Annotated in this window: 25 protein-coding genes; 11 read left to right on the top strand and 14 right to left on the bottom strand. The window is 68.5% G+C overall.

Annotation, left to right across the window (positions count from 1 at the left end; translation table 11 throughout):
- Nucleotides 1–13 precede the first annotated feature (13 nt).
- Complete coding sequence (locus ACFVHY_RS04945) at nt 14–1,291, top strand: protein kinase (RefSeq protein WP_390269126.1); 1,278 nt, start codon at nt 14–16, stop codon at nt 1,289–1,291.
- A gap of 19 nt (nt 1,292–1,310) precedes the next feature.
- Here ACFVHY_RS04945 and ACFVHY_RS04940 read toward each other — a convergent pair whose 3' ends face one another.
- Together ACFVHY_RS04940 and mrf are read right to left on the bottom strand one after the other, a co-directional pair.
- Nucleotides 1,311–1,568 carry a type B 50S ribosomal protein L31 gene (locus ACFVHY_RS04940; RefSeq protein ID WP_165629297.1) on the bottom strand — a complete coding sequence of 86 codons (258 nt, stop codon included), beginning with the start codon at nt 1,566–1,568 and terminating at the stop codon, nt 1,311–1,313.
- A 37-nt stretch (nt 1,569–1,605) separates the two neighbouring features.
- A complete protein-coding gene (mrf, locus tag ACFVHY_RS04935; protein WP_390269122.1) occupies nt 1,606–2,955 on the bottom strand; it encodes a ribosome hibernation factor-recruiting GTPase MRF in 1,350 nt (449 codons plus the stop codon).
- A 104-nt stretch (nt 2,956–3,059) separates the two neighbouring features.
- Here mrf and rpmB point away from each other — a divergent pair, with 104 nt between their 5' ends.
- Genes rpmB through rpsR form a run of 4 tightly spaced genes read left to right on the top strand, consistent with a single transcriptional unit; the run spans nt 3,060 to nt 4,057 of the window.
- On the top strand, nt 3,060–3,296 hold the full coding sequence (gene rpmB, locus ACFVHY_RS04930; RefSeq protein WP_004020952.1) for a 50S ribosomal protein L28: 237 nt from the start codon (nt 3,060–3,062) through the stop codon (nt 3,294–3,296).
- The gene (rpmG, locus tag ACFVHY_RS04925) at nt 3,296–3,460 is read left to right on the top strand and encodes a 50S ribosomal protein L33 (RefSeq protein WP_058253004.1); all 165 of its coding nucleotides are present in this window, start codon (nt 3,296–3,298) and stop codon (nt 3,458–3,460) included. Before rpmB ends, rpmG begins: the two co-directional genes overlap by 1 nt.
- On the top strand, nt 3,460–3,765 hold the full coding sequence (gene rpsN / locus ACFVHY_RS04920; RefSeq protein ID WP_058253005.1) for a 30S ribosomal protein S14: 306 nt from the start codon (nt 3,460–3,462) through the stop codon (nt 3,763–3,765). The genes rpmG and rpsN overlap by 1 nt, the downstream gene beginning before the upstream one ends.
- 28 nt (nt 3,766–3,793) lie before the next feature.
- The gene (rpsR, locus tag ACFVHY_RS04915) at nt 3,794–4,057 is read left to right on the top strand and encodes a 30S ribosomal protein S18 (protein WP_058253006.1); all 264 of its coding nucleotides are present in this window, start codon (nt 3,794–3,796) and stop codon (nt 4,055–4,057) included.
- A 233-nt stretch (nt 4,058–4,290) separates the two neighbouring features.
- Here rpsR and ACFVHY_RS04910 read toward each other — a convergent pair whose 3' ends face one another.
- From ACFVHY_RS04910 to ACFVHY_RS04900, 3 genes are all read right to left on the bottom strand, one after another.
- Nucleotides 4,291–5,010, bottom strand: a complete 720-nt coding sequence (locus tag ACFVHY_RS04910; protein WP_058253007.1) for a type 1 glutamine amidotransferase domain-containing protein — start codon at nt 5,008–5,010, stop codon at nt 4,291–4,293.
- A 107-nt stretch (nt 5,011–5,117) separates the two neighbouring features.
- Nucleotides 5,118–5,966: an SDR family NAD(P)-dependent oxidoreductase gene (locus tag ACFVHY_RS04905; RefSeq protein ID WP_390269117.1), complete on the bottom strand. Its 849-nt coding sequence runs from the start codon at nt 5,964–5,966 to the stop codon at nt 5,118–5,120.
- Nucleotides 5,956–6,207, bottom strand: coding sequence for a hypothetical protein (locus tag ACFVHY_RS04900; RefSeq protein ID WP_058253009.1), 252 nt, complete (start codon nt 6,205–6,207; stop codon nt 5,956–5,958). Before ACFVHY_RS04900 ends, ACFVHY_RS04905 begins: the two co-directional genes overlap by 11 nt.
- Before the next feature lie 78 nt (nt 6,208–6,285).
- Between ACFVHY_RS04900 and ACFVHY_RS04895 the strand changes: the two genes are divergently transcribed.
- A complete protein-coding gene (locus ACFVHY_RS04895) occupies nt 6,286–7,770 on the top strand; it encodes a DHA2 family efflux MFS transporter permease subunit (protein WP_390269114.1) in 1,485 nt (494 codons plus the stop codon).
- Nucleotides 7,771–8,044: 274 nt separating this feature from the next.
- Here the strand turns inward: ACFVHY_RS04895 and ACFVHY_RS04890 are convergent, their stop codons facing one another.
- From ACFVHY_RS04890 to ACFVHY_RS04875, 4 genes are read right to left on the bottom strand one after another with little or no spacing between them, the layout of a single operon-like run.
- On the bottom strand, nt 8,045–9,730 hold the full coding sequence (locus ACFVHY_RS04890; RefSeq protein ID WP_390269111.1) for a dipeptide ABC transporter ATP-binding protein: 1,686 nt from the start codon (nt 9,728–9,730) through the stop codon (nt 8,045–8,047).
- A complete protein-coding gene (locus ACFVHY_RS04885; RefSeq protein WP_390269108.1) occupies nt 9,727–10,638 on the bottom strand; it encodes an ABC transporter permease in 912 nt (303 codons plus the stop codon). The genes ACFVHY_RS04890 and ACFVHY_RS04885 overlap by 4 nt, the downstream gene beginning before the upstream one ends.
- Complete coding sequence (locus ACFVHY_RS04880) at nt 10,635–11,624, bottom strand: ABC transporter permease (protein WP_390269105.1); 990 nt, start codon at nt 11,622–11,624, stop codon at nt 10,635–10,637. The genes ACFVHY_RS04885 and ACFVHY_RS04880 overlap by 4 nt, the downstream gene beginning before the upstream one ends.
- Nucleotides 11,621–13,303 carry an ABC transporter substrate-binding protein gene (locus tag ACFVHY_RS04875; RefSeq protein ID WP_390269102.1) on the bottom strand — a complete coding sequence of 561 codons (1,683 nt, stop codon included), beginning with the start codon at nt 13,301–13,303 and terminating at the stop codon, nt 11,621–11,623. Before ACFVHY_RS04875 ends, ACFVHY_RS04880 begins: the two co-directional genes overlap by 4 nt.
- A 216-nt stretch (nt 13,304–13,519) precedes the next feature.
- Here ACFVHY_RS04875 and ACFVHY_RS04870 point away from each other — a divergent pair, with 216 nt between their 5' ends.
- Together ACFVHY_RS04870 and ACFVHY_RS04865 are read left to right on the top strand one after the other, a co-directional pair.
- Nucleotides 13,520–14,890, top strand: coding sequence for an LLM class flavin-dependent oxidoreductase (locus ACFVHY_RS04870; RefSeq protein ID WP_390269099.1), 1,371 nt, complete (start codon nt 13,520–13,522; stop codon nt 14,888–14,890).
- Nucleotides 14,887–16,089 carry an acyl-CoA dehydrogenase family protein gene (locus ACFVHY_RS04865; RefSeq protein WP_068971163.1) on the top strand — a complete coding sequence of 401 codons (1,203 nt, stop codon included), beginning with the start codon at nt 14,887–14,889 and terminating at the stop codon, nt 16,087–16,089. The genes ACFVHY_RS04870 and ACFVHY_RS04865 overlap by 4 nt, the downstream gene beginning before the upstream one ends.
- 125 nt (nt 16,090–16,214) lie before the next feature.
- Here ACFVHY_RS04865 and ACFVHY_RS04860 read toward each other — a convergent pair whose 3' ends face one another.
- Both ACFVHY_RS04860 and ACFVHY_RS04855 read right to left on the bottom strand, forming a co-directional pair.
- On the bottom strand, nt 16,215–16,460 hold the full coding sequence (locus ACFVHY_RS04860) for a DUF4190 domain-containing protein (RefSeq protein WP_058253056.1): 246 nt from the start codon (nt 16,458–16,460) through the stop codon (nt 16,215–16,217).
- 932 nt (nt 16,461–17,392) lie between these two features.
- Nucleotides 17,393–17,572 (bottom strand): hypothetical protein, encoded by a 180-nt coding sequence (locus ACFVHY_RS04855; RefSeq protein ID WP_171011560.1) that lies wholly within the window; start codon nt 17,570–17,572, stop codon nt 17,393–17,395.
- Between the two features lie 110 nt (nt 17,573–17,682).
- Here ACFVHY_RS04855 and ACFVHY_RS04850 point away from each other — a divergent pair, with 110 nt between their 5' ends.
- Both ACFVHY_RS04850 and ACFVHY_RS04845 read left to right on the top strand, forming a co-directional pair.
- Nucleotides 17,683–18,204: a peptidylprolyl isomerase gene (locus ACFVHY_RS04850; RefSeq protein ID WP_058253011.1), complete on the top strand. Its 522-nt coding sequence runs from the start codon at nt 17,683–17,685 to the stop codon at nt 18,202–18,204.
- Between the two features lie 209 nt (nt 18,205–18,413).
- Nucleotides 18,414–19,127, top strand: coding sequence for a rhomboid family intramembrane serine protease (locus ACFVHY_RS04845; protein ID WP_338856402.1), 714 nt, complete (start codon nt 18,414–18,416; stop codon nt 19,125–19,127).
- A 13-nt stretch (nt 19,128–19,140) separates the two neighbouring features.
- On the opposite strand, the gene ACFVHY_RS04840 is transcribed toward ACFVHY_RS04845, so the two are convergent.
- Both ACFVHY_RS04840 and crgA read right to left on the bottom strand, forming a co-directional pair.
- Entirely contained in the window at nt 19,141–19,644 is a 504-nt protein-coding gene (locus ACFVHY_RS04840; protein WP_159369729.1) for a PH domain-containing protein, read from the bottom strand.
- Between the two features lie 115 nt (nt 19,645–19,759).
- On the bottom strand, nt 19,760–20,050 hold the full coding sequence (gene crgA, locus ACFVHY_RS04835; RefSeq protein WP_010843022.1) for a cell division protein CrgA: 291 nt from the start codon (nt 20,048–20,050) through the stop codon (nt 19,760–19,762).
- A 149-nt stretch (nt 20,051–20,199) separates the two neighbouring features.
- Between crgA and ACFVHY_RS04830 the strand changes: the two genes are divergently transcribed.
- Nucleotides 20,200–20,859: an aminodeoxychorismate/anthranilate synthase component II gene (locus ACFVHY_RS04830; RefSeq protein WP_390269092.1), complete on the top strand. Its 660-nt coding sequence runs from the start codon at nt 20,200–20,202 to the stop codon at nt 20,857–20,859.
- Nucleotides 20,860–20,976: 117 nt separating this feature from the next.
- Here the strand turns inward: ACFVHY_RS04830 and pknB are convergent, their stop codons facing one another.
- A complete protein-coding gene (pknB, locus tag ACFVHY_RS04825) occupies nt 20,977–22,923 on the bottom strand; it encodes a Stk1 family PASTA domain-containing Ser/Thr kinase (RefSeq protein WP_390269089.1) in 1,947 nt (648 codons plus the stop codon).
- Between the last annotated feature and the right edge of the window lie 39 nt (nt 22,924–22,962).

The raw sequence follows: 22,962 nt of genomic DNA, 5'->3' as shown, positions 1-22,962 counted from the left end.
CTACCGTGAACAAGTGGACCGAGACCTGCTCGACGGACGCTACGAGATCCGGGGAGTTCTCGGACGCGGTGGCATGGCGGTGGTCCACGACGGGTGGGACCGGCGACTCCACCGGTCGGTCGCCATCAAGCTACTGCGCTCAGAGCCGGAGACCCCGACGGTCGCACGTGACCGGTTCATTGCAGAGGCGCGGGCGGCCGCCGCGCTCAACCACCCCAACATCGTCGCCGTCCACGACTTCGGCGAGCACGACGGAACGCCGTACATCGTGATGGAACGGCTGAGTGGCACAACGGTCGGCGATCTCATGGCCGGCGGGCCGTTGCCGCCCCACCGCGTCGCCGCGATCCTCGAGGACGTCCTGGCCGCCCTGTACGCCGCCCATTCCGCCGGGGTGCTGCACCGCGACATCAAACCCGCGAACTTGCTGATGTCCGGCGACCGGGTGAAGGTTGCCGATCTCGGCATCGCCAAGACGGCCGGGATGGCGCACACGGCGACGGGAGAAGTGGTCGGAACCATCTGTTACCTCAGTCCCGGTCGCGTGTTGGGCCGGGCGGCGACACCGGCCGACGATCTCTACGCGGCTGCGGTCGTCGCATATGAGGCTCTGACGGGTCGCCGAGCGTACGACCACGACAACCCTGCCGCCGTCGCGCACGCGATCCTGCACGCGCCGCCGCCACTGCTGGCCGACATCCGTCCGGATGTCGCGCCGGCACTGCGCGAGACGATCGACCGGGCCATGCGTCCGGGTGACACCGTGCCGTTTCCGAGTGCTGCGGCGATGAGCGCGGCGCTGGCCGGGCATGGCGACCACATGGGCCCGGACGGGACGAGTCGGCTCACGGCGCCGATGCCGCCACCGTCCCCGCCAACTCGCACCGCCTCGGGGACGGCTTCGCTTCCGGAAGGGCCGAACCGCTCCCGACGTCGAACGTCGATCGCGGTGCTGGGCGGCGCCGCCGCTCTGCTGACCGCCCTTCTCGTCGCCGTCGTCGTCATCGCCACCGGATCCGACGACGACACCCCAGTTCCGGCGACCCCGACCTCCCTGCCGGCCGCCGAGTCCTCGACCACCGAATCACGGCCGACTCCACCGCCGAGCACGATCGACCCGCCCGCGCCGATCCCTCTGCCGACCGGCGCGACGGAGATCGACACCCCCCAGACCGAGGAGGGACCGGCCGGAAGCGGCGGAAACGGGCGGGGCAACAGCGGTGGTGGCAACGGCGGTGGTGGCAAGAGCGAGAACAAGGGGAACGGGAAACCGAAGGACGACAAGAACTGACGTCGCCCATCGACGTCCCTCAGTCGTCCTTGTTCAGGTGCGCGTAGCGCCGGCGGAACTTCTCGACCCGGCCGGCGACGTCGGGGATCGTGTTCACCCCGGTGTAGAACGGGTGCGAGTCGCTGGTGACATCGACGGTGATGAGCGGGTACTCGTTGCCGTCGGACCAGGTGACGGTCGTCGACGATGTCGCCGTCGATCGGGTGAGGAACTCCTTGCCCGTCGAACCGTCGCGGATGACGACGGGGTGGTAATCGGGGTGGATGCCCTTCTTCATGTGGGTGCCTTCCGGTGAGATGTGGGTCGGTGCGGGTTCAGTTGTCCCGGGGATCAGCGTCGACGCCGGGGAATGCGTCCACGGTCGACTCGCCGACGTCGAGGTCATCGCACGGGTCGGCGTGGAACTGCCCGAACGGATCGACGAAGGTCGACCAGAACTGTTCTCCGGCAGCGAATTCGACCTCGTTCAGGCAGGCGCCGCGGAGGGCCTCCTCGATCTCGGCGGGGTCGCCCTGATGGACGAGCGCGACGAGCGAGGTGTGCCGGTCGCCGAAGGTCTCGTCCCAGCGCAGTGCACCGAGAGCCCGACGCTCGTCGGGTACCTGCGCGAGTTCGTCATCGGTCATCGAGGCGAGCCAGGGACCTCCGTGCGCGACGCGCAGTCCGCCGCCGGCCGACTCGAGCCAGAGCGCCTCGTCGGGCTGGGTGGCGATCCAGAGTCGCCCGCGGGCACAGACGACCCCGTCGAGGAGGGCGTCGATCGCCTCGTGGAAGCGACCCGGGTGCAGCGGTCGATCGCTGTGGAACTCGACCCACGTGACCCCGCAGTCGGAGTCCAGTGGCGGTTCGCCCGCGAGGAGAGGGTCGTGCGGACCGTCGATGCGTCCGCGACGTGAACGGGGCGGTACCGCGGCGAGCAGTTGCTCGGCCAGGACGGGAGTGATCGGGCGCTGCGGCAACTCGAACATCATCGGGACGTTCGGCGCGAGCCGTTTGAGGACGGCGACGAGTCGCGCGGACGCCCAGGCGTCGCGGACGGTCGGGTCGCATGCTGCGACCACCAGTGCGTCGGCAAAAACGACCTGACCGACCGCCACCTGGGCAAGGGTGCGGTCGTCGTCGAGCGCGACATGCCCACCCTCGGCGAGTGAGAGATCGCCGGTCGCCGACGTCAGCCAATCCTCCTCGGCCACACAGGCAACGGTGAGATCGACGCGGACGTCGGCCGCCGCCGGGGCGTCGTCGAACCCCGGCATGTCCGAGACGATGACGTTCTCGATCGACCAGGCGACCTGCTCGGGTTCGAGGACGGGATCGAGTGTGAGGACGATCCGGTTCACCGACGGTCGACGATGCAGCCGCCGCAACAGAGGGAGCAGATCTTCGCGAAGGGTGCACGAGATGCAACCGTGGGCCAGTTCCACGATGCAGACGTCATGGTGGCTGCGACCGTCGGGGCCCCGCCAGCTGAGGGTCCGGACGACGCGGCCGTCCTCGACCTGTGTCAGGTCGTGGTGGACCTGGACGCTGCCGACGCCGCCGCACTCCAACGCGTCGCCCACCCGGTGGATCGACGACGCGTCGAGCCCGGTGACCAGCACGACCGGGGTTCGTTGGTCGCCCGGGGCGTCCTGCGGGTGGTTCGCGGGTTGATCGTCGAGCACGACTCCACTCCGTTCTATTGAGAATGATTTCCATTTGTGCTTCGACGACGGTACCGTGGCCGCACAGTTAATGCCAATCATTATCGATAAGAACAGGAGGCAGCATGTCCAAGAGGTGTCAGGTCACCGGTCGGGTACCCGGCTTCGGCAAGCAGGTGTCGCATTCGCACAAGCGGACGTCGCGCCGGTGGGACCCGAACATCCAGCGCCGTCGCTACTACGTGCCCAGCGAGGGGCGGTACGTGACGCTGCGCGTGAGCGCCAAGGGGATCTCGACGATCGACAAGCACGGCATCGAGTCGGTGCTGCGCAAGATCCGTGCCCGAGGGGAGAAGGTCTGATGGCGCGCAACGAGATCCGGCCGATCGTCAAACTGCGGTCCACCGCCGGGACCGGATACACCTATGTGACCCGGAAGAACCGCCGCAATGATCCCGACCGGATGGTGCTGCGCAAGTACGACCCGATCGCCCGCGCCCACGTCGACTTCCGAGAGGACCGCTGATGGCCAAGAAGTCCAAGATCGTCCGTAACGAACAGCGCCGCGAGGTCGTCGCGCGGTATGCCGACCTCCGCGCCGAACTGAAGCGCGCGAGCGTCGCAGCCAGTTCGACGCCCGAGGAGCGTTCGGAAGCGCTACGACGCTTACAAAGATTGCCGCGCAACGCAAGCCCGACTCGATTGCGCAACCGGGACGCCGTCGACGGTCGCCCCCGCGGGTACATCGGCAAGGCGGGCCTGTCCCGCGTGCGGTTCCGTGAACTCGCGCACCGCGGTGAACTACCCGGAATCCAGAAGTCCAGCTGGTGATCCGGACTTACGACTACTAGGAACAGTGATGGCCAACAGAAGACAACGCCAGCGCGAGGAAGTGCCGGCGAAGCGCAAACGGAACCTGCTCATCGCACAGGGCGTGCGGGTCGACGGTCGTAATCCAGTGGACTACAAGGATGTCGCGCTGCTGCGGCAGTTCTTGTCCGACAAGGGCAGAATCCGCAGCCGACGCCTCACGGGGCTGAGCCCGCAGGAGCAGCGCCAGGTAGCCACCGCGATCCGTAACGCGCGAGAGATGGCGTTGCTGCCGTACGACTCTCGGCACTGAGGACTGGGCTATCGGTGGCCCGCGGCCTTCGTGGTCCACGAAAAAACTCGTGAGCGTCCAATTCTTGCTCCCTGAGGTGCGAGCGGAGCGAGCTACGAAGGGTGTGGCAACGTACGTCACCAGCCCTTCGTGGCTCGTCGCTTGCGCTCCTCGCACCTCAGGGAGCATGGTGTGTTCCTCGCACCTCAGGGGGCAGATGGGGTCGCGTTCCTCGGGGAGCGGGGGTGCAGGTGCTACTTGGAACCCTGCGGCACGTTCTCGAGGCGATCCAACAGGGTGCGTGCCAAGGATTCCGACGACGCGGGATTCTGGCCGGTCAGCAGGTTGCCGTCGGTCTCGATGTGGACCGTCCACGGTTCGGCGAGGGTGACCTTGAAACCTGCCTGGGTGAGCCGATCCTGGAGGAGCCAGGGAGCCTTGTCGGCAAGCCCGGCCTGTTCCTCCTCGGCGTTGCTGAAGCCGGTCACCGTGCGGCCGGCGAACGCGTTGACGCCGTCGGAGTTGTTCGCCGCCAACAGGATCGCCGGACCGTGACAGACGATTCCGAGCGGCAGTTGCGCCTCGTCGGCCGCTATCAGCAGAGCTCCCGCGTCCGCGTCGACGGCCAGGTCCTCCATGGGTCCGTGGCCGCCCGGGACGAACACGGCGTCGTAGTCGGCGATGCGAACGTCGGTGAGCGCGATCGGCTTCTGCAGCTCCGGAGCGGTCTCCACGACGTGGCGGATCTCCGCGGCGCGCTCAGGTGTGCCGATGCTCTCGACCGCGAGGCTCGTCTCGTCGACGGGTGGTTTCGCGCCGTTCGGAGTGGCTACGGTCACCTTGTAGCCGGCTGCGCGGAACACTTCCAGCGGCGCGACGGCCTCCTCGGCCCAGAACCCGGTCTTGTGGCTCGAGCCGTCATTCAGCGTCCAGCTGCCGGCGCCGGTCATGATGAAGAGGATGTTGCGTGTCATCTGAACCTCCTGTGTCCAGGTAGACGGTGTCGGTCTCCGACCGCCAACGTAGAGAACAACCGCGGTCTCGGCCACGGCCCAGGTCAGGCCAGGGGAGACGGGTCAGGTCACGTGAGACCGGTGAGTTCCGCCGATCGCTGCCACAACCCGTCGATCAGCTTCTGGTCATGGGCCTGACGGTTCTCCCGACCATTGGCCTTGTGGCGATCGAAGTACACGCCGTTGACCGTCGGGTCGGCGCCGCGCTCGGCCAGGGCGATGAGCGGGGCGGCTCCCTGCTCGGGGGTGATGGTCACCAGGCGCGTCAGCGGAGACCGGTAGGCGAGCCCGACGAAGCGCGAGTCGCGGCCGAAGCTCGTCGCCGCCGGTCCGGGATGCACTGCGGCGGAATAGATCTTGTCACCGGTCCAGCGCTGCGCGATCCCGCGTGTGAACAGGATGTTCATCAGCTTGGCCGTACCGTAGGGCCGCATCGCGAGGGTCCGGCGCTTCTCGAAATCCAGGTCGTCGAGGTCGACCTTCCCGAAGAGGTTGCCGACGCTGGACGTGTTCAGGACGAGCGATTGCGGGGCCGCGGCCAGTCGGTCCCGTAGGAGGTGGGTCAGCAGGAACGGCGCGAGGTGGTTGATCTGGAAGTTCGGTTCGTGTCCGTCGGAAGTCCGCTGCGACGCGTCGAACGTCCCGCCCGCGTTGTTCATCAGGACGTCGATGGTCCCGACGGCGGAATTGATCTCGGCGGCTAGATCCCGCACCTCCGAGAGCGCGGAGAAGTCGGCGGAGAACTGCCGCGCACCGGTCTCGGCGGCGATCGGCGCCAGCTTCTTCGCCGAGCGTCCGACGAGGACGAGGTCGGTGTCGGGTCCGGCCAGGGAACGCGCGGCGATCGCGCCGATCCCGTCGCTGGCGCCGGTGAGGACGATGGTGCGTTTCTGTCCGGAGGGGGTGTCACTGGCCATCGGTCGTGCCCTCCGATCCGCCGACCGCGTGACCCTCGTCAGTGTGGTCGGCCGGTGGCTGTGCTCCGTCGTAAGACGCCTTGTCTTCCCGGATTCGGTCGGTCTCGCCGATCTCGGTGTCTCCTGCGGTGGGCAGTGCCGAGGCCGGCCCGTCATTCTCGTCGGGGTCGCTCCGCATGTCGGGGTCGGCCTTCACTTCATCGTCGGTCGTGGTCCAGGTGGGCTTCTCGTTGTCCGGCATCTCTCCACCTTGCCCCAAGACGCAGGATTTCACACCGCCCTTGACTTCAACTGAACTTGAGGTTGTGTGCTCGTCGTCGTGACCACACTCGACCCGGCGAGCCGGCGTATCGGCCTCATCCTCGTCGTCCCGACCCTCATGGTGATGCTCGACGTGACGGTCGTGACCGTCGCGCTGCCGCAACTGACCACCGAATTCGACGCGCCGCTGTCCAGCGTGCAGTGGGTGACCACCGCGTATGCACTGGCCCTTGTCGCGGTCATGCCGCTGTCGGCCTACGCCAGCAACCGCTTCGGCGGCCGACGGGTCTACTGCGCGGCCCTCCTGGTCTTCGTTCTCGGTTCGCTCCTCACCGCCCTGTCCTGGAACATCGGCAGTCTCATCGTGTTTCGTGCGCTCCAGGGGCTCGGTGGTGGGATGCTGCAACCCGTCGGCATGGCCATCGCGCTGCAGGCGGTGCCGGAGGCGCTGCGCGGACGGATGATGGCCATCCTCGGACTGCCCACCCTCGTCGGTCCCGTGCTCGGTCCGGTGCTGGGCGGCGTTCTCGTCGACCACGGCAGCTGGCGTGTCGTCTTCGCGGTGAACGTGCCCCTCGGCCTGATCGCGGCGGCCCTGGCGTGGCGGTTCTTCCCCCGAACCGCCACGCGCGGCATGCCGCGAATCGACCTGCGAGCCGTGGCGGCGCTGTCACCGGGCGGGGCGTTCCTGGTTCTCGGCCTGTCCCGCGCCGGGGACACCGGGTCGCTGCTCACGGCATCGATACTTGTCCCGGTCGGTATCGGACTGGTCTTGCTGGGATACTTCGTCCGACGATCGCTGCGCAGCCGCACGCCCGTCCTGGATCTCCGGCTATTGGCGCACGCGCGTCTGCGCGGTGGCGTCGTGGTGATGATCTTCTTCGCCGGGGCGTACTTCGGGTCGATGACGATCCTGCCCATCTACGTCCAGTCGGTCCGGTCCGATTCGGCCACGACCGCGGGCATGCTGTTCGTCCTCCCCGCGCTCCTGAGCGGCATCACTCTCCAGATCGCCACGCGGGTCGCCGATTCCGTGGACCCGCGACGGGTTGCGATGTGCGGCATCGTGCTGTCGACGACGGCGATGATTCTGATGGCCACGCTGCTCGACGAGTCGACCCCCTACCCGGCCGTCGTCGCGATCCTCGCTCTCATGGGGATCGGTGTCGGCGCGACGATGCTGCCCACCATGACGGCCGCCACCCGCGACCTCGAGGGCGCAGACACCCCGGGCGGCACGACCATCCTCACGACCTCGAACCAGTTCGCCGTCGCGCTGGCGTCGGCCGCGATCACGGCCACCATTGCGGCCCTGATGAATTCGCGCAGTACGGCGGTCGACGGTCGGGGAGTGGCGGGTGCGATGTCATTGAGTCCCGCCGAACGCATCGACGCCGCGCCCGAGTTGGCCTCGGCGATCGCCGACACGTATCTCCTCACGGCCGGTCTTCTCGTGTGCGCCCTGCTCGCGGCCGTGTTCGTGATGCCGGCGCGGCGGACCCTTCGAGACGCTCGCAAGCTCGCTCCTCAGGGGGCGGGGTGACGCTCGCAAGCTTGCTGCTGAGGGTGCGGGGTGATGTGCGCGAGCTCGCTGCTCAGTATCTGCGGCCTGGCGGCCGTCGTGGACTGCGAAAAAGCAACTCGTGAGCGTCAGAACTCCATGCTCCCTGAGGTGCGAGCGAAGCGAGCCACGAAGGGTGTAGCAACACGCCTCACCAGGCCCTTCGTGGCTCGTCGCTGGCGCTCCTCGCACCTCAGGGATCAGGGGTTTGAGGTTCTTTCGGATTAGGGAGCAGTGGTTATGCAGTTCTTCCGGCTCAGGGGGCAGGGTCAATCCGCGGCACCGCGGCGAGGAGCTCGCGGGTGTACGGGTGTTGCGGGTCGTCGAAAACCGCATCGGCCGAACCGTATTCGACGACCTCGCCGGCACGCATCACGGCGATGTCGTCGCTGACGTGGTGGATGACACCCAGGTCGTGGGAGATGAACACCAGGGCGACACCGGTTTCCGCCTGCAGGCGGGCCAGCAGGTCGAGGATCCGCGCCTGGATGGACACGTCGAGGGCCGAAACCGGTTCGTCGCACACGATGACGGCCGGCCGCGGCGCGAGCGCACGGGCGATCGCGACGCGCTGGCGCTGTCCGCCCGACAGACGCGAGGGGTGCCGGTACCGGTACTCAGCGGGCAGTCCGACCTGGTCGAGGAGTTCGGTGATCCGGTGGTCGAGGTCTGCGCTGCGAACGCCGGTCACCCGCAGGGCGTCCGCCAGGATGCGGTCGACGGTCCATCGTGGGTCGAACGAGCTGAGCGGGTCCTGGTAGATCACCGAGATCAGGTGGCGCGATTCGCGGCGGCGGGCTTCGGAGAGTCCGGACCACGCCGCGCCGTTCAATTCGACCGTGCCGGAATCGGGTTCGGTGAGACCGAGGATGATCCGCGCGGTGGTGGTCTTGCCCGAGCCCGACTCGCCGACGATGCCGAGGGTACGACCGGGCGCGAGGTCGAAGCTGACCCCGGCCACGGCCGGTCGGGCGGTGATCGCCTTGCCGGTGAACGACTTGTGCAGGTCGCGGACACGCAGGGCGAGTGGCTGTTCGGGTCTCGGCGTCGCCGGAGTCGCGAGCTGTTCACCGCTGACGAGCAGCGTGCCCTTGGACGCGCGGGATGGGATCGCGTCGATGAGACCCCGGGTGTACTCGTGCTGGGGAGCGGTGAGCACCTCGCGTGTGTTGCCGTACTCGACGATCTCGCCGTCGCGCATGACGGCCACGCGGTCGGCGAGGCGTGACACGACGGCCAGATCATGCGAGATGAGGATGATGCCGTTGCCACGCGACTTCGCCTCGGCCAGCACGTCGAGGATCTGTGCCTGGACCGTGGCGTCGAGGGCCGTCGTCGGTTCGTCGGCGATCAGGAGTCTCGGATCCTGGGCGAGCGCGGATGCGATGAGGGCACGCTGGCGGAGACCGCCGGAGAGTTCGTGGGGACGCTGACGCGCCCGGACCCGCGGTTCGGGGACGCCCACGAGGTCGAGCAGCTCGACGACTCGTTCCTCTCGGAGCGCCCGCCCGAGCCGCTTCGGGGTCCGGCGGCCGACCCCACCGTGCGCGGTCAGCGATTCGGCGATCTCGCTGCCCACCGTGCGTAGTTGATCCAGGGACACCAGGGCGTCCTGGAGCACGAATCCGATCTCGCGGCCTCGGATGGCGCGCCAGTCGCGGTCGACCAGGCCGCGGAGGTCGCGTCCGTCGAACGACAAGGCGGCGGCGTCGATTTCGGCTCCCGGCCCGGTGAGGCCGATCAGGGTGCGTGCGGTGACGGACTTGCCGGAACCCGATTCGCCGACGATTGCCAGGCACTGTCCGGCGTCGACCTTGAACGACACGCCCTTCACGACCTCGCGGCCGGCGAACGAGACGCGAAGGTCGCGGACCTCGGCCAGCGTTGTGTCGGTGGGGTTTTCACGGGTGGCGGACACTGCCTCCCGGGTGACGACGGTCATCGACGTTCTCCTTCCAGGCGAGTGCCGAGGTACCGGCCCACGGTCGTGAATGCCAGTGCCACCGCGACGATCACGAGACCGGGGAAGATCTCGAGCCACCAGGCAACGGTGATGTAGGTGCGTCCGGCGTCGAGCAGTGCGCCCCACTCGGGTGCGGGTGGTGGTACGCCGAGTCCGAGGTAGGCCAGTCCCGACGCCCAGATGATGGCCTGCCCCACGCCGAGTGTCACGGTGACGATCATCGGGCGGAGTGCATTGGGTGCGATGTGCTGCAGGAGGATTCGGCGACGAGGATGTCCCAGGGCGGTCGCGGCCTCGATGTAGGGCGCGTTGCGCACGGCAAGGACCTGACCGCGGACGATGCGGGCGTACCCGGGCGCGATACCGATGCCGATCGCCAGGATGAGTGTCCACTGCCCGGGGCCGAACACCGACGTGAGGAGCAGGCCCAGCAGCACGATGGGAAAGGCGAACATCACCTCGATCCACCTGTTGGCCAGTGCCTGGGCGACGCGGCCGGACAGCCCCGCGGCGATGCCGAGCAACACCGCCAGGACCGATGCGAGTGCGACCGCGCCGAGCCCGATGATCAGCGATTGTCTTGTCCCGGCGATGACGCGACTCAGCAGGTCTCGGCCCGACAGGTCGGTGCCGAACGGGTGCGCCCAGCTGGGCGGTTGCAACGTCGCGTCCAGGTCGACGGCGAGCGGGTCGTAGGGTGCGAGCAGGTTGGGTGCCACCGCCGCCACGAGCAGTAGCGCGAGAACCACGAGCGCGGCGATCACCGTCGCCGGCGGCCACGAGCGATGCGGGTGGTCGTCCTGCCCGCGAGACGTGCCGGTGGTGGACCTGCGGACCGCCGAGAGCGCGTTCGTCAGTGCGGGCCGGACCGGATTGGTGAGGGTCATGGGACCTCGATCCTGGGGTCGATGACGGTGTAGAGGAAGTCCACGACGAGGTTGGCGACCGTGTAGACGAGCGCGACGAAGAGCACGATGCCGCTCACCAGCGGGACGTCGCGCGAACTGGCCGCCGCGACGAGCGTCTGGCCGATACCCGCACGCGCGAAGACGGTTTCGGCGATGACGGCACCGGACAACAGCGCGCCCATCGCCCAACCCGAGACCGTGATCGCGGGAAGGACGGAGTGTCGCAACATATGTCGGTATCGGACCGACAGGTCACCGAGTCCCCGACTCCGCGCGGTGAGCACGAAGGGTTGATCCAGTGCGCGGGCGAATTCGTCGCGGGCGATCTGGCCGAGGAACCCCGACAGCGGGATGGCCAGGGTGAGCACCGGAAGTACGAGTCCCCAGAGGCCGGTTCCGCTCTCGACGGGAAACCAACCGAGGTTGATCGCGAACACCACCAGGAGAATCGATCCCACCCAGTATTGCGGCAGGCCGGCGCTGACGGTCTCGATCAAGGACCCGGCCGCGCCCCAGGGCCCGCGGCGGCCCGCGGTGAGCGTCGTGAGGACGAGCACGAAGAGCCACGCGACGACCAGGGCGGTGAGGGTGAGAACGAGCGTGGGTCCGATCTGGTCGGCGATGATCTCGGTGACCGGCTGTTGCAGCTGGTACGAGATGCCGAGATCGCCGTGCAGAAGGCCACCGAGATAATCCAGGTACTGCGACCACACCGAGTCTTCGAAGCCGTACTCGGCATTGACCGGGGCGAGTTCGTCCGGGGTGCGTTCCCGGCTCTCACCCGATGAGAGGTTGAGGAGCAGGGTCGCGCGGTCACCGGGGGCGAGGACCTGGAGCAGGAAGGTGACCGAGGCCGCGGCCCACAGCACGAAGACAGCGGATCCGATCTTGCCCGCCCACCGGGTCAGGCCCCGCGGGGGGAGGACCTGGCGTCTGGCCGCGGCCGGGTCGTCGACCAGGGTCATCGCACGAACCTCGCATCCGCGAACACCGGTTCGCCTTGTGATTTCTCGACCCACACCCCGTGCAGGCGCGGCGACACCGCCAACGACGTTGTCTGCGTGTACAACCCGATAGACAGCGCGTTGTCACCGATGAGGCGCTGGGCGTCGCGGTAGAACGCCCGGGCCTGCACCGGATCCGAGGAGGAATTGCCCTGCTCGATGAGGGTCTGCAGGTGTGGGTCGTTGTAGTACGCGGTGTTGTGCGGGTTGGGACTGTCCGGGAGTCGCTGACGCCAGTTGATGTACAGCAGGCCAGGGGTCGGGCTGGTCCAATAGCCGACGTAGGCGTCGTAGGTCGGCGCCTTGGCGTACTGCCCGCCGAAGTAGGCACTCTGGGTGGCCGGGACGAGCTGGATGTCGAAGCCGACGTCACGCGCCTGTCGAGCCACCGCCTGCAGGATCGCGGCACCCTCGGGTCCGACGATCGCGTCCGCGGCGTACACGACCCGAGCGGTCAGACGTCGGCCGTCCTTCGTGCGGATGCCGTCGTCGTCTCTGCCGGTCCAGCCCGCTTCGTCGAGCAGGGCCGCGGCCGCCGCCGGATCGTGCGGGTAGTTCCCGGCCGCCGGGTCGTAATCCGGGGTGCTCTGGCTGAGGGCGCCGTTGGCGTTGTAGGGGACGACGCCGAGAAACGCCGTCTCGACGGCCTTGCGACGGTCGGCCGAGTAGGCGAACGCCTGGCGGACCCGGACGTCGTCGAATGGAGCATGGTCGACGTTGAGGGTGATGGCGTTCGGGCGCCCCGGCGTCACGTAGCGGCTGACCTGATAGCGGCTGGTCGCGTCCGCCCAGTTGATGGCCGGCACGTTGTAGATGACGTCGGAGGAGTCGCTGCGCAGCGATCCGTAGCGCAGCACCGGATCCTTGAGGAACTTCCAGATCAGTTTGTCCACGTGGGCCGGACCCTGGTTCTTCGCGTTCGCCGGCGGCGAGGTGTAGTTCGGGTTGCGCACGAAAGTGATGCTGCGGTTGCGATCCCAGCGCTCGATGATGAACGGACCGGACCCGACCGGGCTGGTGCAGTTCGCCTTCGGACCACGCGCCAGCGCGGTCGGCGACTGGATTCCGAAGTAACCCTGCGTCAGCACGGTGAGGAGGGGGGTGTACGGCGACTTGAGGTTCATCCGGTAGGTCAGCGGTCCGACGACCTCGTCGGACTCGAAGTACTTGCCGATGTAGGACACCACCGTGCCGTTGGGCTTGTCCGGATTCAGATACGACGCGAAGGTCGTACGAACGGCCTCGGCGTCGAGCGGTGTGCCGTCGCTGAACTCGACACCGGGCTTCAGGTGGAAGGTGTACGAGCGCCCGTCGGGGGAGATGTCCCAGCGGGTGGCCAGCCACGGCACCACTCGTCCCGAGTCGTCCAGCGACACCAGGTTGTCGAGGTATTGCCTTGCCAGATAGGCGTTCTGGACCCACCCACCGTGCACGCAGGGCGGTTCCTGCTCGTGGCCGTAGGAGATGGTTCCGCCCGAGACGTACTGGCCCGGTGTGGCGGGGACCCCTGTCGACTCGCCGTCACCGGTGCGTGGCTGGGCACATCCGGCGAGCAATGCCGCGCAGGTCAGAGCGATGCCGATCGCGGGCAGCAGGCGGGATCGGCGCGGTGGTCGCAGCACAGGACTTCGTCGCAGCACAGAACATCTCCTCGGGCAGCACAGATGGCGGCGAACGCCGCTCGAGGTCGTGGGACACGACAGCGCGAGCCCGGCGTCGGGACGGGAATCACCACAACCTAGGGGCTTCGGACGGTGTCGGGCACCCCTTGAGGCCACCGTGATCCGAAGTCGCCGCGCACGCGTGGTCGGCCGTAACGTCGCGCTGAGTCCGACGCCTCGTGATCAGGAGCATCCATGTCCGCGCCCCCCTTGAACATCGCCGCCTTCGTCATGAACACGACGTCGCACATCCTGCACGGAGCATGGCGGGCACCGGAGGCGCAGCAACACCGCTTCAACGACCTCGACCACTGGATCGGCCTCGCAAAACTGTTGGAGGAGGCCCGGTTCGACTTCATCTTCTTCGCCGACGTGGTCGGACTGTACGACGACTATCAGGGAGACTGGAAGAAGTTCGTCGACTCCGGCCTGCAGATCCCGAGCAACGACCCGCTGGTGCTGGCATCCGCGATCGCCTCGCACACAGAGCATCTGGGCATCGCCATCACGAGTTCGATCCTGCAGGAGCACCCGTTCGACTTCGCTCGCAAGGTCTCCACCCTCGATCATCTGAGCAAGGGTCGGATCGCGTGGAACATCGTCACGAGCTTGTCCGACAACGCCTGGCGCAACTTCGGATACGACGGGATCACCAAACACGACGACCGCTACGCGTGGGCCGACGAGTACGTCGACGTCGCCTACAAGTTGTGGGAGGGTTCCTGGGACGAGGGTGCGCTCATCCAGGACAAGACCGGCGGCCTGCACGGGGACTACGACCGGGTCCACAAAATCAACCACGTCGGCGAGCACTACCGTGTCGAGGGACCACATCTGGTGTCACCGTCCCCGCAGCGGACCCCGGTACTGTTCCAAGCCGGCTCCTCGCCTGCCGGACGGAGCTTCGCGGCGCGCAACGCCGAGGCCCAGTTCATCCTCTCGCCGTCGCCCGACGCGGCTCGCACGCTGATCGCCGACACCCGGCGGCTGGCAGCCGAGGCCGGCCGGGAACCGACGGATCTCCAGTTCTTCCAGGGACTCTCGTTCGTGATCGGAAGCACCGAGGAGGAAGCTGCGCGCAAGTCGCGCGAACTCGACGAGCTCATCGACCCGAGCACGATCATCGCCCACTCGGCCGGCGGCATCGGCGTGGATCTCGGACACTACGACCTCAACACCCCGATCGGGCAGATCCACACCGAGGGCTCCCAGAGCTTCCTGCTGTGGCTCCGGGAAGCCGTGCCCGACCGCGAGCCGACCGTGCGCGATCTCGCCCAGTTGCGGAGCCGGACCGGCCGGGTCGTCGGCACACCGGACCAGATCGCCGACCGGCTCGAGCAGTGGCGCGACGCCGGCGTGGGTGGCATCAACGTCATCAACGCGACCATCCCCGGCAGCTACGTCGAGTTCGCCGAACACGTGCTGCCCGTCCTGCGCGAGCGGGGCCTGGCGAAGCGGGAGTACGCCGAGGGGACCTCACGGGCCAAACTGTCTGGCCGTGACCGACTTCCGGAGTCACACCCCGCGGCACGCTATCGCGGCGCGTTCGCGGGGGTCCCCGCATGACCGCACCCGCGCGGGTCGTGACCGACCGGAACGAGATCCTCGCCGAGATCGCGGCCGGCTCGGCCGAGCGCGAGCGCCAAGGGCGGGACCCGCGGGAGGCCGTGGCCTTGCTCAGGCGGTCGAGGCTGACCGCGCTGTCCCTCGACACGCAGTCGGGGGGTGCCGGGGCCGGAAGCGTCGAACTCTTCGAGTTCATCATCGACCTCGCCCGGGCCGACCCGATCGCGGCGCACATCCTGCGCGCCCACTACTGGTTCGTCGAGCAGATCGAACGTCTGCCGGTCGGGCCGGTGCGCAGCCGCTGGAGCGAGCGGATCGCCGCGGGGGCCATCGTCGGTAACGCGTCCAGTGAACGCGGTGTCGCCGCCGGGTCACGGCAGTACGCGACACAGCTCGTCCCCGATGGCGACGGCTGGCGCCTGCGCGGCGAGAAGTTCTACAGCACCGGAACGGCTTTCGCGGACTACGTCACGGTGCTCGCGATCGTCCCGGACGCGTTGCGTTCACGGCTGGTGAAAGTGGTCGTCCCGGTAGACCGCGACGGGGTGAGCGTCGTCGACGACTGGGACGGCATCGGGCAACACCGCACGGGCACGGGCTCGACGCTGTTCGACGATGTCCGGGTCACCTCCGACGACGTCCTCGAGTTCGTCGAACTCGACGACTCCACTCCGCCCGCCGCCAACGACGGCCCGTTCCTGCAGCTGTTCCTGCAGGCGCTGATCGCCGGCATCCTCCTGTCCGCCTCGGATGACGCAGTGGCGCTGCTGCATTCGCGTGCGCGGACCTTCGAGCATGCGCCGTCGCCCGAGCCACGGCAGGATCCGATCCTGCTGGAACGGATCGGTGAGATCGACGCGGCCGCACACGTCGCGCGTGACGCGGTCCTGAGTGCCGCGCGACATGTCGAGACCGCGAACGCGTTGGCACGACGCGGGGTCATCGACGTCGAGCAGTTCGCGCAGGCGTCGCTCGCCGCCGCGCGCGTCAAGGTGCACGTCGATCGCATCGCCCTCCCGGCGGCGGCGGCCGTCTTCGACGTGGGTGGCGCGTCGTCGGCGAGCCGCAGCCGCAACCTGGACCGGCACTGGCGCAACATCCGGACCATCACCCTGCACAACCCCACGTCGTACAAGGCCGTCGCCATCGGGGACCTCCGCGTGAACGACACCCCGTTGCCGGGCAACGGCTACTTCTGACCGGGCGTGTCAGTCCCGTTGGTGACGCATCTCGCCAGGACCTTTCGTGACGGCCTCCGCAAGCTCCGGCCTCCTCAGGGAGCAGAGGGGGACGCGGAGGGCGGCTTGCCGCTTGTGAGTCCGGCTCAGGCGATGAACAGAATCCACCCGTAGACGAGCAGCCCGAAGACGAAGACCCCGGCGTAGGCCCAGCCGACCCAGATGGCGGCGGTGGCGAAGGGGAGACCCGCCTCGCGACGCTGCCGGATCTGGGTGCGCGCACGGTATCCGAGGACCAGTCCCACGATGAAGGTGATCCCGAGGATCGACAACGCCAGGGCCCACAACGCCATCCGATTGACGCGCGGACCGGCACCGGACTGGGGAGCCACGCTGTCCTCCGAACTTCTGGCGGGTTCGACTGCTGAATAGGCCTGGGTCGCCGGGGAGGCAGGGCCCGAGGTCTCGGTGTCCGGGCGGTCGGCCGCAGGTGCGCCGGCCGTTCCGGGACCGTCCACGACGCGGGTATTAGGGGACGGATCGCCGGACAGACCGATTGCCAGCCCGCCCGCACCCACCACCTGTGTCGCGTGATCGTCCCGGTCGGAATCCCGACCGGCGGAGTCGGGTCGTCCGCCCGGGGCTGCACCCGGCCGGGGTCCGGCGAAGGGTGGACGGGAGCCATCTGTGGTCCTATTGCCTTGCGGCGGAGTGCCTTTGGCGAACGGCGCTCCTCCCGGGCCCGGACGTTGACCGGGCGGGGGTCGGCGTCCGGGCGGACCGGATGGCATCGGCGGTCGCGGACCCGGGCCGGGCGGATTGCCGCCTGGGCGCTGCACGGTGGGGTTGGCGCCCGCCACCGGCCCGCCCGCCACCGGCCCGGCCGGCGCGGGCCCGGGGCCGTTCGGCCGCGGACGCGGCGCACCGGGCGGGTGCGGTCCCCCGGAGGGACCAGACGTCCCGAACGAGTCACCGCGCGGCGGGGCCGGTCGCCGGCCCGGCGGGGGCCCGGGTCTGGTGGGCGGTCGACCCCCCGGCGGCGGCGTGAAGTCACCGCGGGGCGCCGGCCGACCGTCGGAACGGTCGGGAGCGTCGGCTCCCTGCGACGAGGTCGGCGAGCCCGCAGGTCGTGCGGGGGACCTTTCCCACGGCGCCGGGTTGCTCGTCGGTGCGGAGCTCTCGGGCGCCGACCAGGACTCGCGGGTCCGGTCGTCTGCGCCGCCGGACCCCGGCGGCGGGTTCGGGGAGCGCTCGTCGTCTGAGGTCACGAGACCAAATTACCCGTGCGTGGCGAGCGGCCCGGTGTCGCGTCGGCCGCGGCGGGTCACGAAGCCTGCGTCTCGGTGCTCTCGGCGAGCGCCTCGCGGACCTCCTCGATCCGCGGGACGGTCGGGGACACCGGGGCCACCACGCGTCGGGCGCGGCGCAGCGAGCCGACGACGACGGCGGCGGTGACGGACGCGGCGACCACACCCAGCGCGGTCAAGAGGTAGTTCTTGGACATGGGCTCAAGAGTGCCAGCCGGTGTGCGCCGCTGCCACCCCGCCCGGTGCATCTGCGCACCTCGGGGCCGTGTCCCGACCAGCGGATCCGGGTGAGTGGTTGGATGGAGGGATGACTACACCGAAAAGCTCCGCAGTCATCCACACCAATCGCGGCGACATCAAGGTCGACCTGTTCCCGAACCACGCACCCAAGACGGTCGAGAACTTCGTCGGGCTGGCCGACGGCAGCAAGGAGTACAGCAAGCCCAACGCGTCCGGCGGCAACTCCGGCCCGTTCTTCGACGGCTCGGTCTTCCACCGCGTCATCTCCGGCTTCATGATCCAGGGCGGCGACCCTACCGGAACCGGCATGGGCGGCCCCGGCTACCAGTTCGGCGACGAGTTCCACCCGGAGCTGCAGTTCGACCGTCCGTACCTGCTCGCGATGGCCAACGCCGGCCCGGGTACCAACGGCTCGCAGTTCTTCATCACCGTCGGCCCGACCCCGCACCTCAACCGTCGCCACACCATCTTCGGTGAGGTCACCGATCCGGCTTCGCAGCAGGTCGTCGACGCGATCGCCACGACGTCGACCGACCGCAGCGACCGCCCGCTCGACGAGGTCGTCATCGAGAAGATCGAGGTCAACTGACCTCTCCGGAACACACCGCCCCGCAGCGGGCGGTGTGTTACCGGCATCCCGACCGTCCCACCGGCCTGTCCTGCAGCCGGTGCGGACGGCCGGCGTGTCCCGAGTGCCTGCGTCCGGCATCGGTCGGCCAGCACTGTCTCGAGTGCCTCCGCAACGACGGCGTGCAACGGTCGCCATCACTCGGCGGCCCACGCCGCGGTGTCCCCGTGATGGCGCGCACCCGCACGGCCCCGACGCAGCCCTACGCCACCTACGCGCTGATCGCGGTCAACCTGCTGATCTTTGCCCTGTGTGTACTCCAGGCCGGAGTGGGCGATCCCGGCGGGGCGGCGATCTTCGGCGCCGGCGACCTCCTCAAGAGCGATGTCGCAGCCGGCGAGTACTGGCGTCTCCTCACCGCGGGCTTCCTGCATTTCAGCGTCATGCACGTGGCCGTCAACATGCTGTCGCTCTACATCCTCGGCCGCGATCTCGAACTCGCCCTCGGCATCGGCCGATACCTGGCCGTCTACCTGATCGCACTGCTCGGCGGCAGCGCTGCCGTCATGCTCTTCGAGGACGACCGCGCCCTGACCGCCGGAGCCTCCGGAGCCATCTACGGACTCATGGGCGCGATGCTCGTGATCATCCTCAAGGCCCGCGTGTCCCCGGTCCCGGTTCTGCTCATCATCGGCTTCAACGTGGTGCTGTCGTTCTCACTGCCCGGCATCTCGGTCCTCGGGCATCTCGGCGGGCTCGCCTTCGGAGCGGCCGCCACCGCGGCCATCGTGTACCTCCCCGACGCCGTGCTGCCCGCGGGTCGTCGGACTCCCCAGGCCGCGAGTCGTGTCGGCTGGATCGCGCTCGCCGCACTGTTCGTCGTGGCGCTGGGGCTCGGCATCGGCGCGGGCGTCGCGTACGACGGGCTCGTCTACATCCGCTGAGCTGCGGCGCGACCTATCCCTCGTCGACGACGAAGCCGGCGTCGCGCAGCGCGTCGACCACGGTCGGCAGGTCGGTCCCGAGGTCCCAGCGGCTGAAGACCACGAGTCGGGTGTCGTCGCGAGGGCCGACGCCGCGGTCGTGCGCGGTCGTGCCGGCTGCGTCGTCGTCGAGAACGTCGATCTCCAACTGTCCGACCCGCCGGCCGACCCGACGGATCGACAGCGTCCGAATCCGTTCGATGCGTTCCGGGGGGTACGTCCGTTGGCCTCGCAAGGTCCCGAGGACCAGAGCGGGGTTCGGCCCCGATGTGATGGCCAGCCGGGGACGCACCAGCAGGGTGTAGGCGCCGAGCACGAGAAGGAGAATCCCGGCGACGCCCATCAGGACCATGCCGGCCGGATCGGCGGCGGCGACGACCGCCGCCACCACCAACGCGACGCCGCCGAGGCAGCCGGCCAGACCGGCGCCGACGGGGGTCGCCCACGCATGTGTGTAAGAGACCTCGGAGTTATCCACAGGAGTTACTCACAGTGGGGATGACTTACACACATGTGATTTCCACAGTGTGGATAACTTACACGCGTGTGTTTCAGCAGCTCAGCGCATTCGACACGCGAACAACCGTCGGCGTCTACCGCCAACGCATCGTCATCAACAGGCCCGCCACCATCAGCGAGAAACCGATCAGGAAGTTCCACGAGTTGAGCTCGGCCATCCAGTGCAGGACCTGGCCCTCGCCGCCGTACGCGGTGGGCGTGGCGGCCAGGTAGTAGACGACGAGCCAGGCGAGACCCAGCACCATCAGGCCGAGCATGACGCCTACATAGATGGTGCTCGAAGGGCCAGCCTTGACCTTGACCGGCGTCCGGCTGGCCGGGTTGATGGTGTAATCGGTCTTCTTCCGGACTTTTGACTTCGGCATGACTTCCTCTGTTGTGCGGCACCGCCGGGGCGGTCGTACGCGGGCGGGAGAAGGTGAGCTCGTCCCCGCCACTGGCAAACACTCGAGTTCTACGGTATCTCACCAGGTCGCCGACGCCGACCACCCGCTTCGGCGGTAGCCTTTCTCGCGTGAGTCGCATTCTGGTGGTCGACAACTACGACAGCTTCGTCTACAACCTGGTCCAGTACTTGGGCCAGCTGGGCGTCGAGGCCGTCGTGTGGCGCAACGACGACCCGCAACTTTCCCCGGCCGATCCCGACCATCTGCGCGAGGCCGTTGCCGGATTCGACGGCGTCCTCCTCAGCCCCGGTCCCGGCACGCCCCAGCGGGCCGGTGCGACGATGCCGATGGTCCGTGTCGCCGCCGAACAGGAACTGCCGCTGCTGGGCGTGTGCCTGGGACACCAGGCGATCGGTGCGGCGTTCGGCGGCACCGTCGACCGCGCACCCGAACTCCTGCACGGCAAGACCTCACTGGTCTTCCACAATGACGCCGGCGTGCTCGAAGGACTGCCGGATCCGTTCACCGCCACGCGCTACCACTCGCTGACGGTGCTGCCCGAGACGATCCCCGACGAACTCGTCGTCACCGGACGCACCGAGTCGGGCATCGTGATGGCGATGGCCCACCGTGAACTGCCCATCCACGGCGTGCAGTTCCACCCGGAGAGCGTCCTGACCCAGGGCGGTCACCGGATGCTCGCCAACTGGCTCAAGACATGTGGGATCGAGATCGACGAGACCCGCGTGGCCGCCCTCGAAGCCGAGATGGCGACCGCGGTCGGCTGACTTCGGTGGCGAGGTCACCGAAGTGGTTTCGACTCGGCTCCTCGACCTCGGCGCGCTCCTTCGTCGCTTGCTCGGCCCGGCGGCTCCGCTCGGTGCCGGCTCAACCAGCAGAGACGATCAGTTGGGCAGCAGGCTCGCCTGGCCGACGATGATCGTGATCGAACCGCTCTTGCGGGCCTGGGACCCGGGATTCGGCTCCTGGCCGACGACGCGACCGTCGTCGGGGCTGCCGAGCGGCACGTTGCGGGTCTGCCGCGTCAGCGTCGACCGCTCCCAGCCGGCCCGCTCGAGATCGGCCTGGGCCTCGGCAGGCGTCTTGCCCCGGAGGTTCGGGACGGTGAAGAGGTTGCCCCGCGACACGCTGATCTGCACGGTGCTGCCCTGCTCTGTGGTCGACCCGGGACCCGGTGAGGTGCTGATGACCTCTCCGGCCGGACGCTCGGAGTCGGCCGCGACCACGACGACCATCATGCCGAGCTCTTCCAGCACGGCTCGTGCCTGACTCTCGGACATGCCGACGACATCGCGGACCGTCACCTCGCGCGGGCCGTTGCCCACGTTGACGACGACCGCACCGTTGACCGGGACCTCGGCGCCGACGGCCGGTGCCGTCGAGACCACCTTGTCCTTCATCTCGGTCGTCGAATCCACGCGGTCGGTTCGCACGTTGGTGAACCCGAGCACCTTGAGCTGGTCCAGCGCCTCGGCCGGCGTCTTGCCCACGAGATCCGACGGCAATCGAACACGCTGAGGACCCGTCGAGACATAGAGCGCGACCTCGGATCCCTCGGCCGCCATCACGCCCTCACCCGGGGTCGACCGCGTGGCGAGACCGACACCGACGTCGAGGCTCGGTTCCTCCAGCACGCGGACTTCGAAGCCGGCCCGTTCCAGCGAGGCCTGCGCGTCGTCGGAGCTGAGTCCCGAGACCGCCGGCACCGACACCTCCGCCGCCGAGCCCGAACCCCACGGCGACCACAGGAAGAGACCTCCGACGAGCACCACGACGGCGAGCAGCGCGCCGGCCATGAGGAGCCGTGAGCGGCGTCGGGGTGTCTCCTCGGTGTCCTCGTCACGCCGGTGGTTTCCGCCGTTGCCGTTCGAGGTCCGGCCCGCGATCGGCCGACGCGGACCGGTCGTCTCCGTCCGGGTGGGACGGCGCGGTCCGGTGTCGATGAACTCGGTGCGTTCCTCGTCCGAGAGCAGCATCGGCGCCGACGGTTTGCCACCGGCGAGCACCCGGATCAGATCGGCGCGCAGGTCGGCCGCTGATTGATACCGGTTGTCCTTGTTCTTGCTCATCGCCTTGAGGACGACGGAATCGAGTTCGCGCGGGATCTCCGGCCGGACGTGCGACGGCCACGGGGGATCCTCGTGCACGTGCTGGTGTGCGACCGCCACCGGCGAGTCCCCGGTGAACGGTGGCTCGCCGGTGAGCAGTTCGAAGAGCACGCACCCCATCGAGTAGATGTCGCTGCGCGGATCGACCTTGATGCCACGGGCCTGTTCGGGCGACAGGTACTGCGCCGTACCCATGACCGCGGACGTCTGGGTCATCGTCGACGTTGAGTCGCTCATCGCGCGGGCGATGCCGAAGTCCATGACCTTGACGGCGCCGGACTTGTCGATCATAACGTTCGCCGGCTTCATGTCTCGGTGGACGATCCCGTTGCGGTGCGAGAAGTCCATCGCCGCGGCGACATCGGCCATCCACGTCATCGCCTGTCGCGGCGAGATGGGGCCGTTGGCGCGCAACACATCTCGGAGGGTGTCGCCGTCGACGTACTCCATGACGATGAACGGCAACGGGCCGTCCTCGGTCTCGGCCTCGCCGGTGTCGAAGACCTGCACGATCGTGGGGTGGTTCAGCTTCGCCGCGTTCTGGGCCTCGCGGCGGAACCGGAGATAGAACGACGGGTCACGGGCGAGGTCGGCACGCAGCACCTTCACCGCGACGTCGCGGTGCAGCAACAGGTCGCGCGCGTAGTGCACCTCGGACATGCCACCGAAACCCAGCGTTTCGCCGAGTTCGTAGCGGTCGGAGAGGTGGTGTGGTGTCGACATCGGCCTCGGTGGTTCGCCCCTCAGGATCTGTGGTCAGAA

This window comes from Gordonia sp. NPDC127522 (assembly GCF_042672305.1).
Taxonomy (GTDB): Bacteria; Actinomycetota; Actinomycetes; order Mycobacteriales; family Mycobacteriaceae; genus Gordonia; species Gordonia hongkongensis.
This window is presented reverse-complemented; position numbering and strand designations above follow the sequence as displayed.

Coding starts and splice junctions, on each gene's coding strand:
- ACFVHY_RS04890 (WP_390269111.1), bottom strand. CDS start 9,730: ATGACCGTCGTCACCCGGGAGGCAGTGTCCGCCACCCGTGAAAACCCC.
- rpsN (WP_058253005.1), top strand. CDS start 3,460: ATGGCCAAGAAGTCCAAGATCGTCCGTAACGAACAGCGCCGCGAGGTC.
- ACFVHY_RS04855 (WP_171011560.1), bottom strand. CDS start 17,572: ATGTCCAAGAACTACCTCTTGACCGCGCTGGGTGTGGTCGCCGCGTCC.
- rpsR (WP_058253006.1), top strand. CDS start 3,794: ATGGCCAACAGAAGACAACGCCAGCGCGAGGAAGTGCCGGCGAAGCGC.
- rpmG (WP_058253004.1), top strand. CDS start 3,296: ATGGCGCGCAACGAGATCCGGCCGATCGTCAAACTGCGGTCCACCGCC.
- ACFVHY_RS04880 (WP_390269105.1), bottom strand. CDS start 11,624: ATGACCCTGGTCGACGACCCGGCCGCGGCCAGACGCCAGGTCCTCCCC.
- ACFVHY_RS04910 (WP_058253007.1), bottom strand. CDS start 5,010: ATGACACGCAACATCCTCTTCATCATGACCGGCGCCGGCAGCTGGACG.
- ACFVHY_RS04845 (WP_338856402.1), top strand. CDS start 18,414: ATGGCGCGCACCCGCACGGCCCCGACGCAGCCCTACGCCACCTACGCG.
- ACFVHY_RS04870 (WP_390269099.1), top strand. CDS start 13,520: ATGTCCGCGCCCCCCTTGAACATCGCCGCCTTCGTCATGAACACGACG.
- pknB (WP_390269089.1), bottom strand. CDS start 22,923: ATGTCGACACCACACCACCTCTCCGACCGCTACGAACTCGGCGAAACG.
- ACFVHY_RS04885 (WP_390269108.1), bottom strand. CDS start 10,638: ATGACCCTCACCAATCCGGTCCGGCCCGCACTGACGAACGCGCTCTCG.
- ACFVHY_RS04905 (WP_390269117.1), bottom strand. CDS start 5,966: ATGGCCAGTGACACCCCCTCCGGACAGAAACGCACCATCGTCCTCACC.
- ACFVHY_RS04900 (WP_058253009.1), bottom strand. CDS start 6,207: ATGCCGGACAACGAGAAGCCCACCTGGACCACGACCGACGATGAAGTG.
- ACFVHY_RS04850 (WP_058253011.1), top strand. CDS start 17,683: ATGACTACACCGAAAAGCTCCGCAGTCATCCACACCAATCGCGGCGAC.
- ACFVHY_RS04940 (WP_165629297.1), bottom strand. CDS start 1,568: ATGAAGAAGGGCATCCACCCCGATTACCACCCCGTCGTCATCCGCGAC.
- crgA (WP_010843022.1), bottom strand. CDS start 20,050: ATGCCGAAGTCAAAAGTCCGGAAGAAGACCGATTACACCATCAACCCG.
- rpmB (WP_004020952.1), top strand. CDS start 3,060: ATGTCCAAGAGGTGTCAGGTCACCGGTCGGGTACCCGGCTTCGGCAAG.
- ACFVHY_RS04865 (WP_068971163.1), top strand. CDS start 14,887: ATGACCGCACCCGCGCGGGTCGTGACCGACCGGAACGAGATCCTCGCC.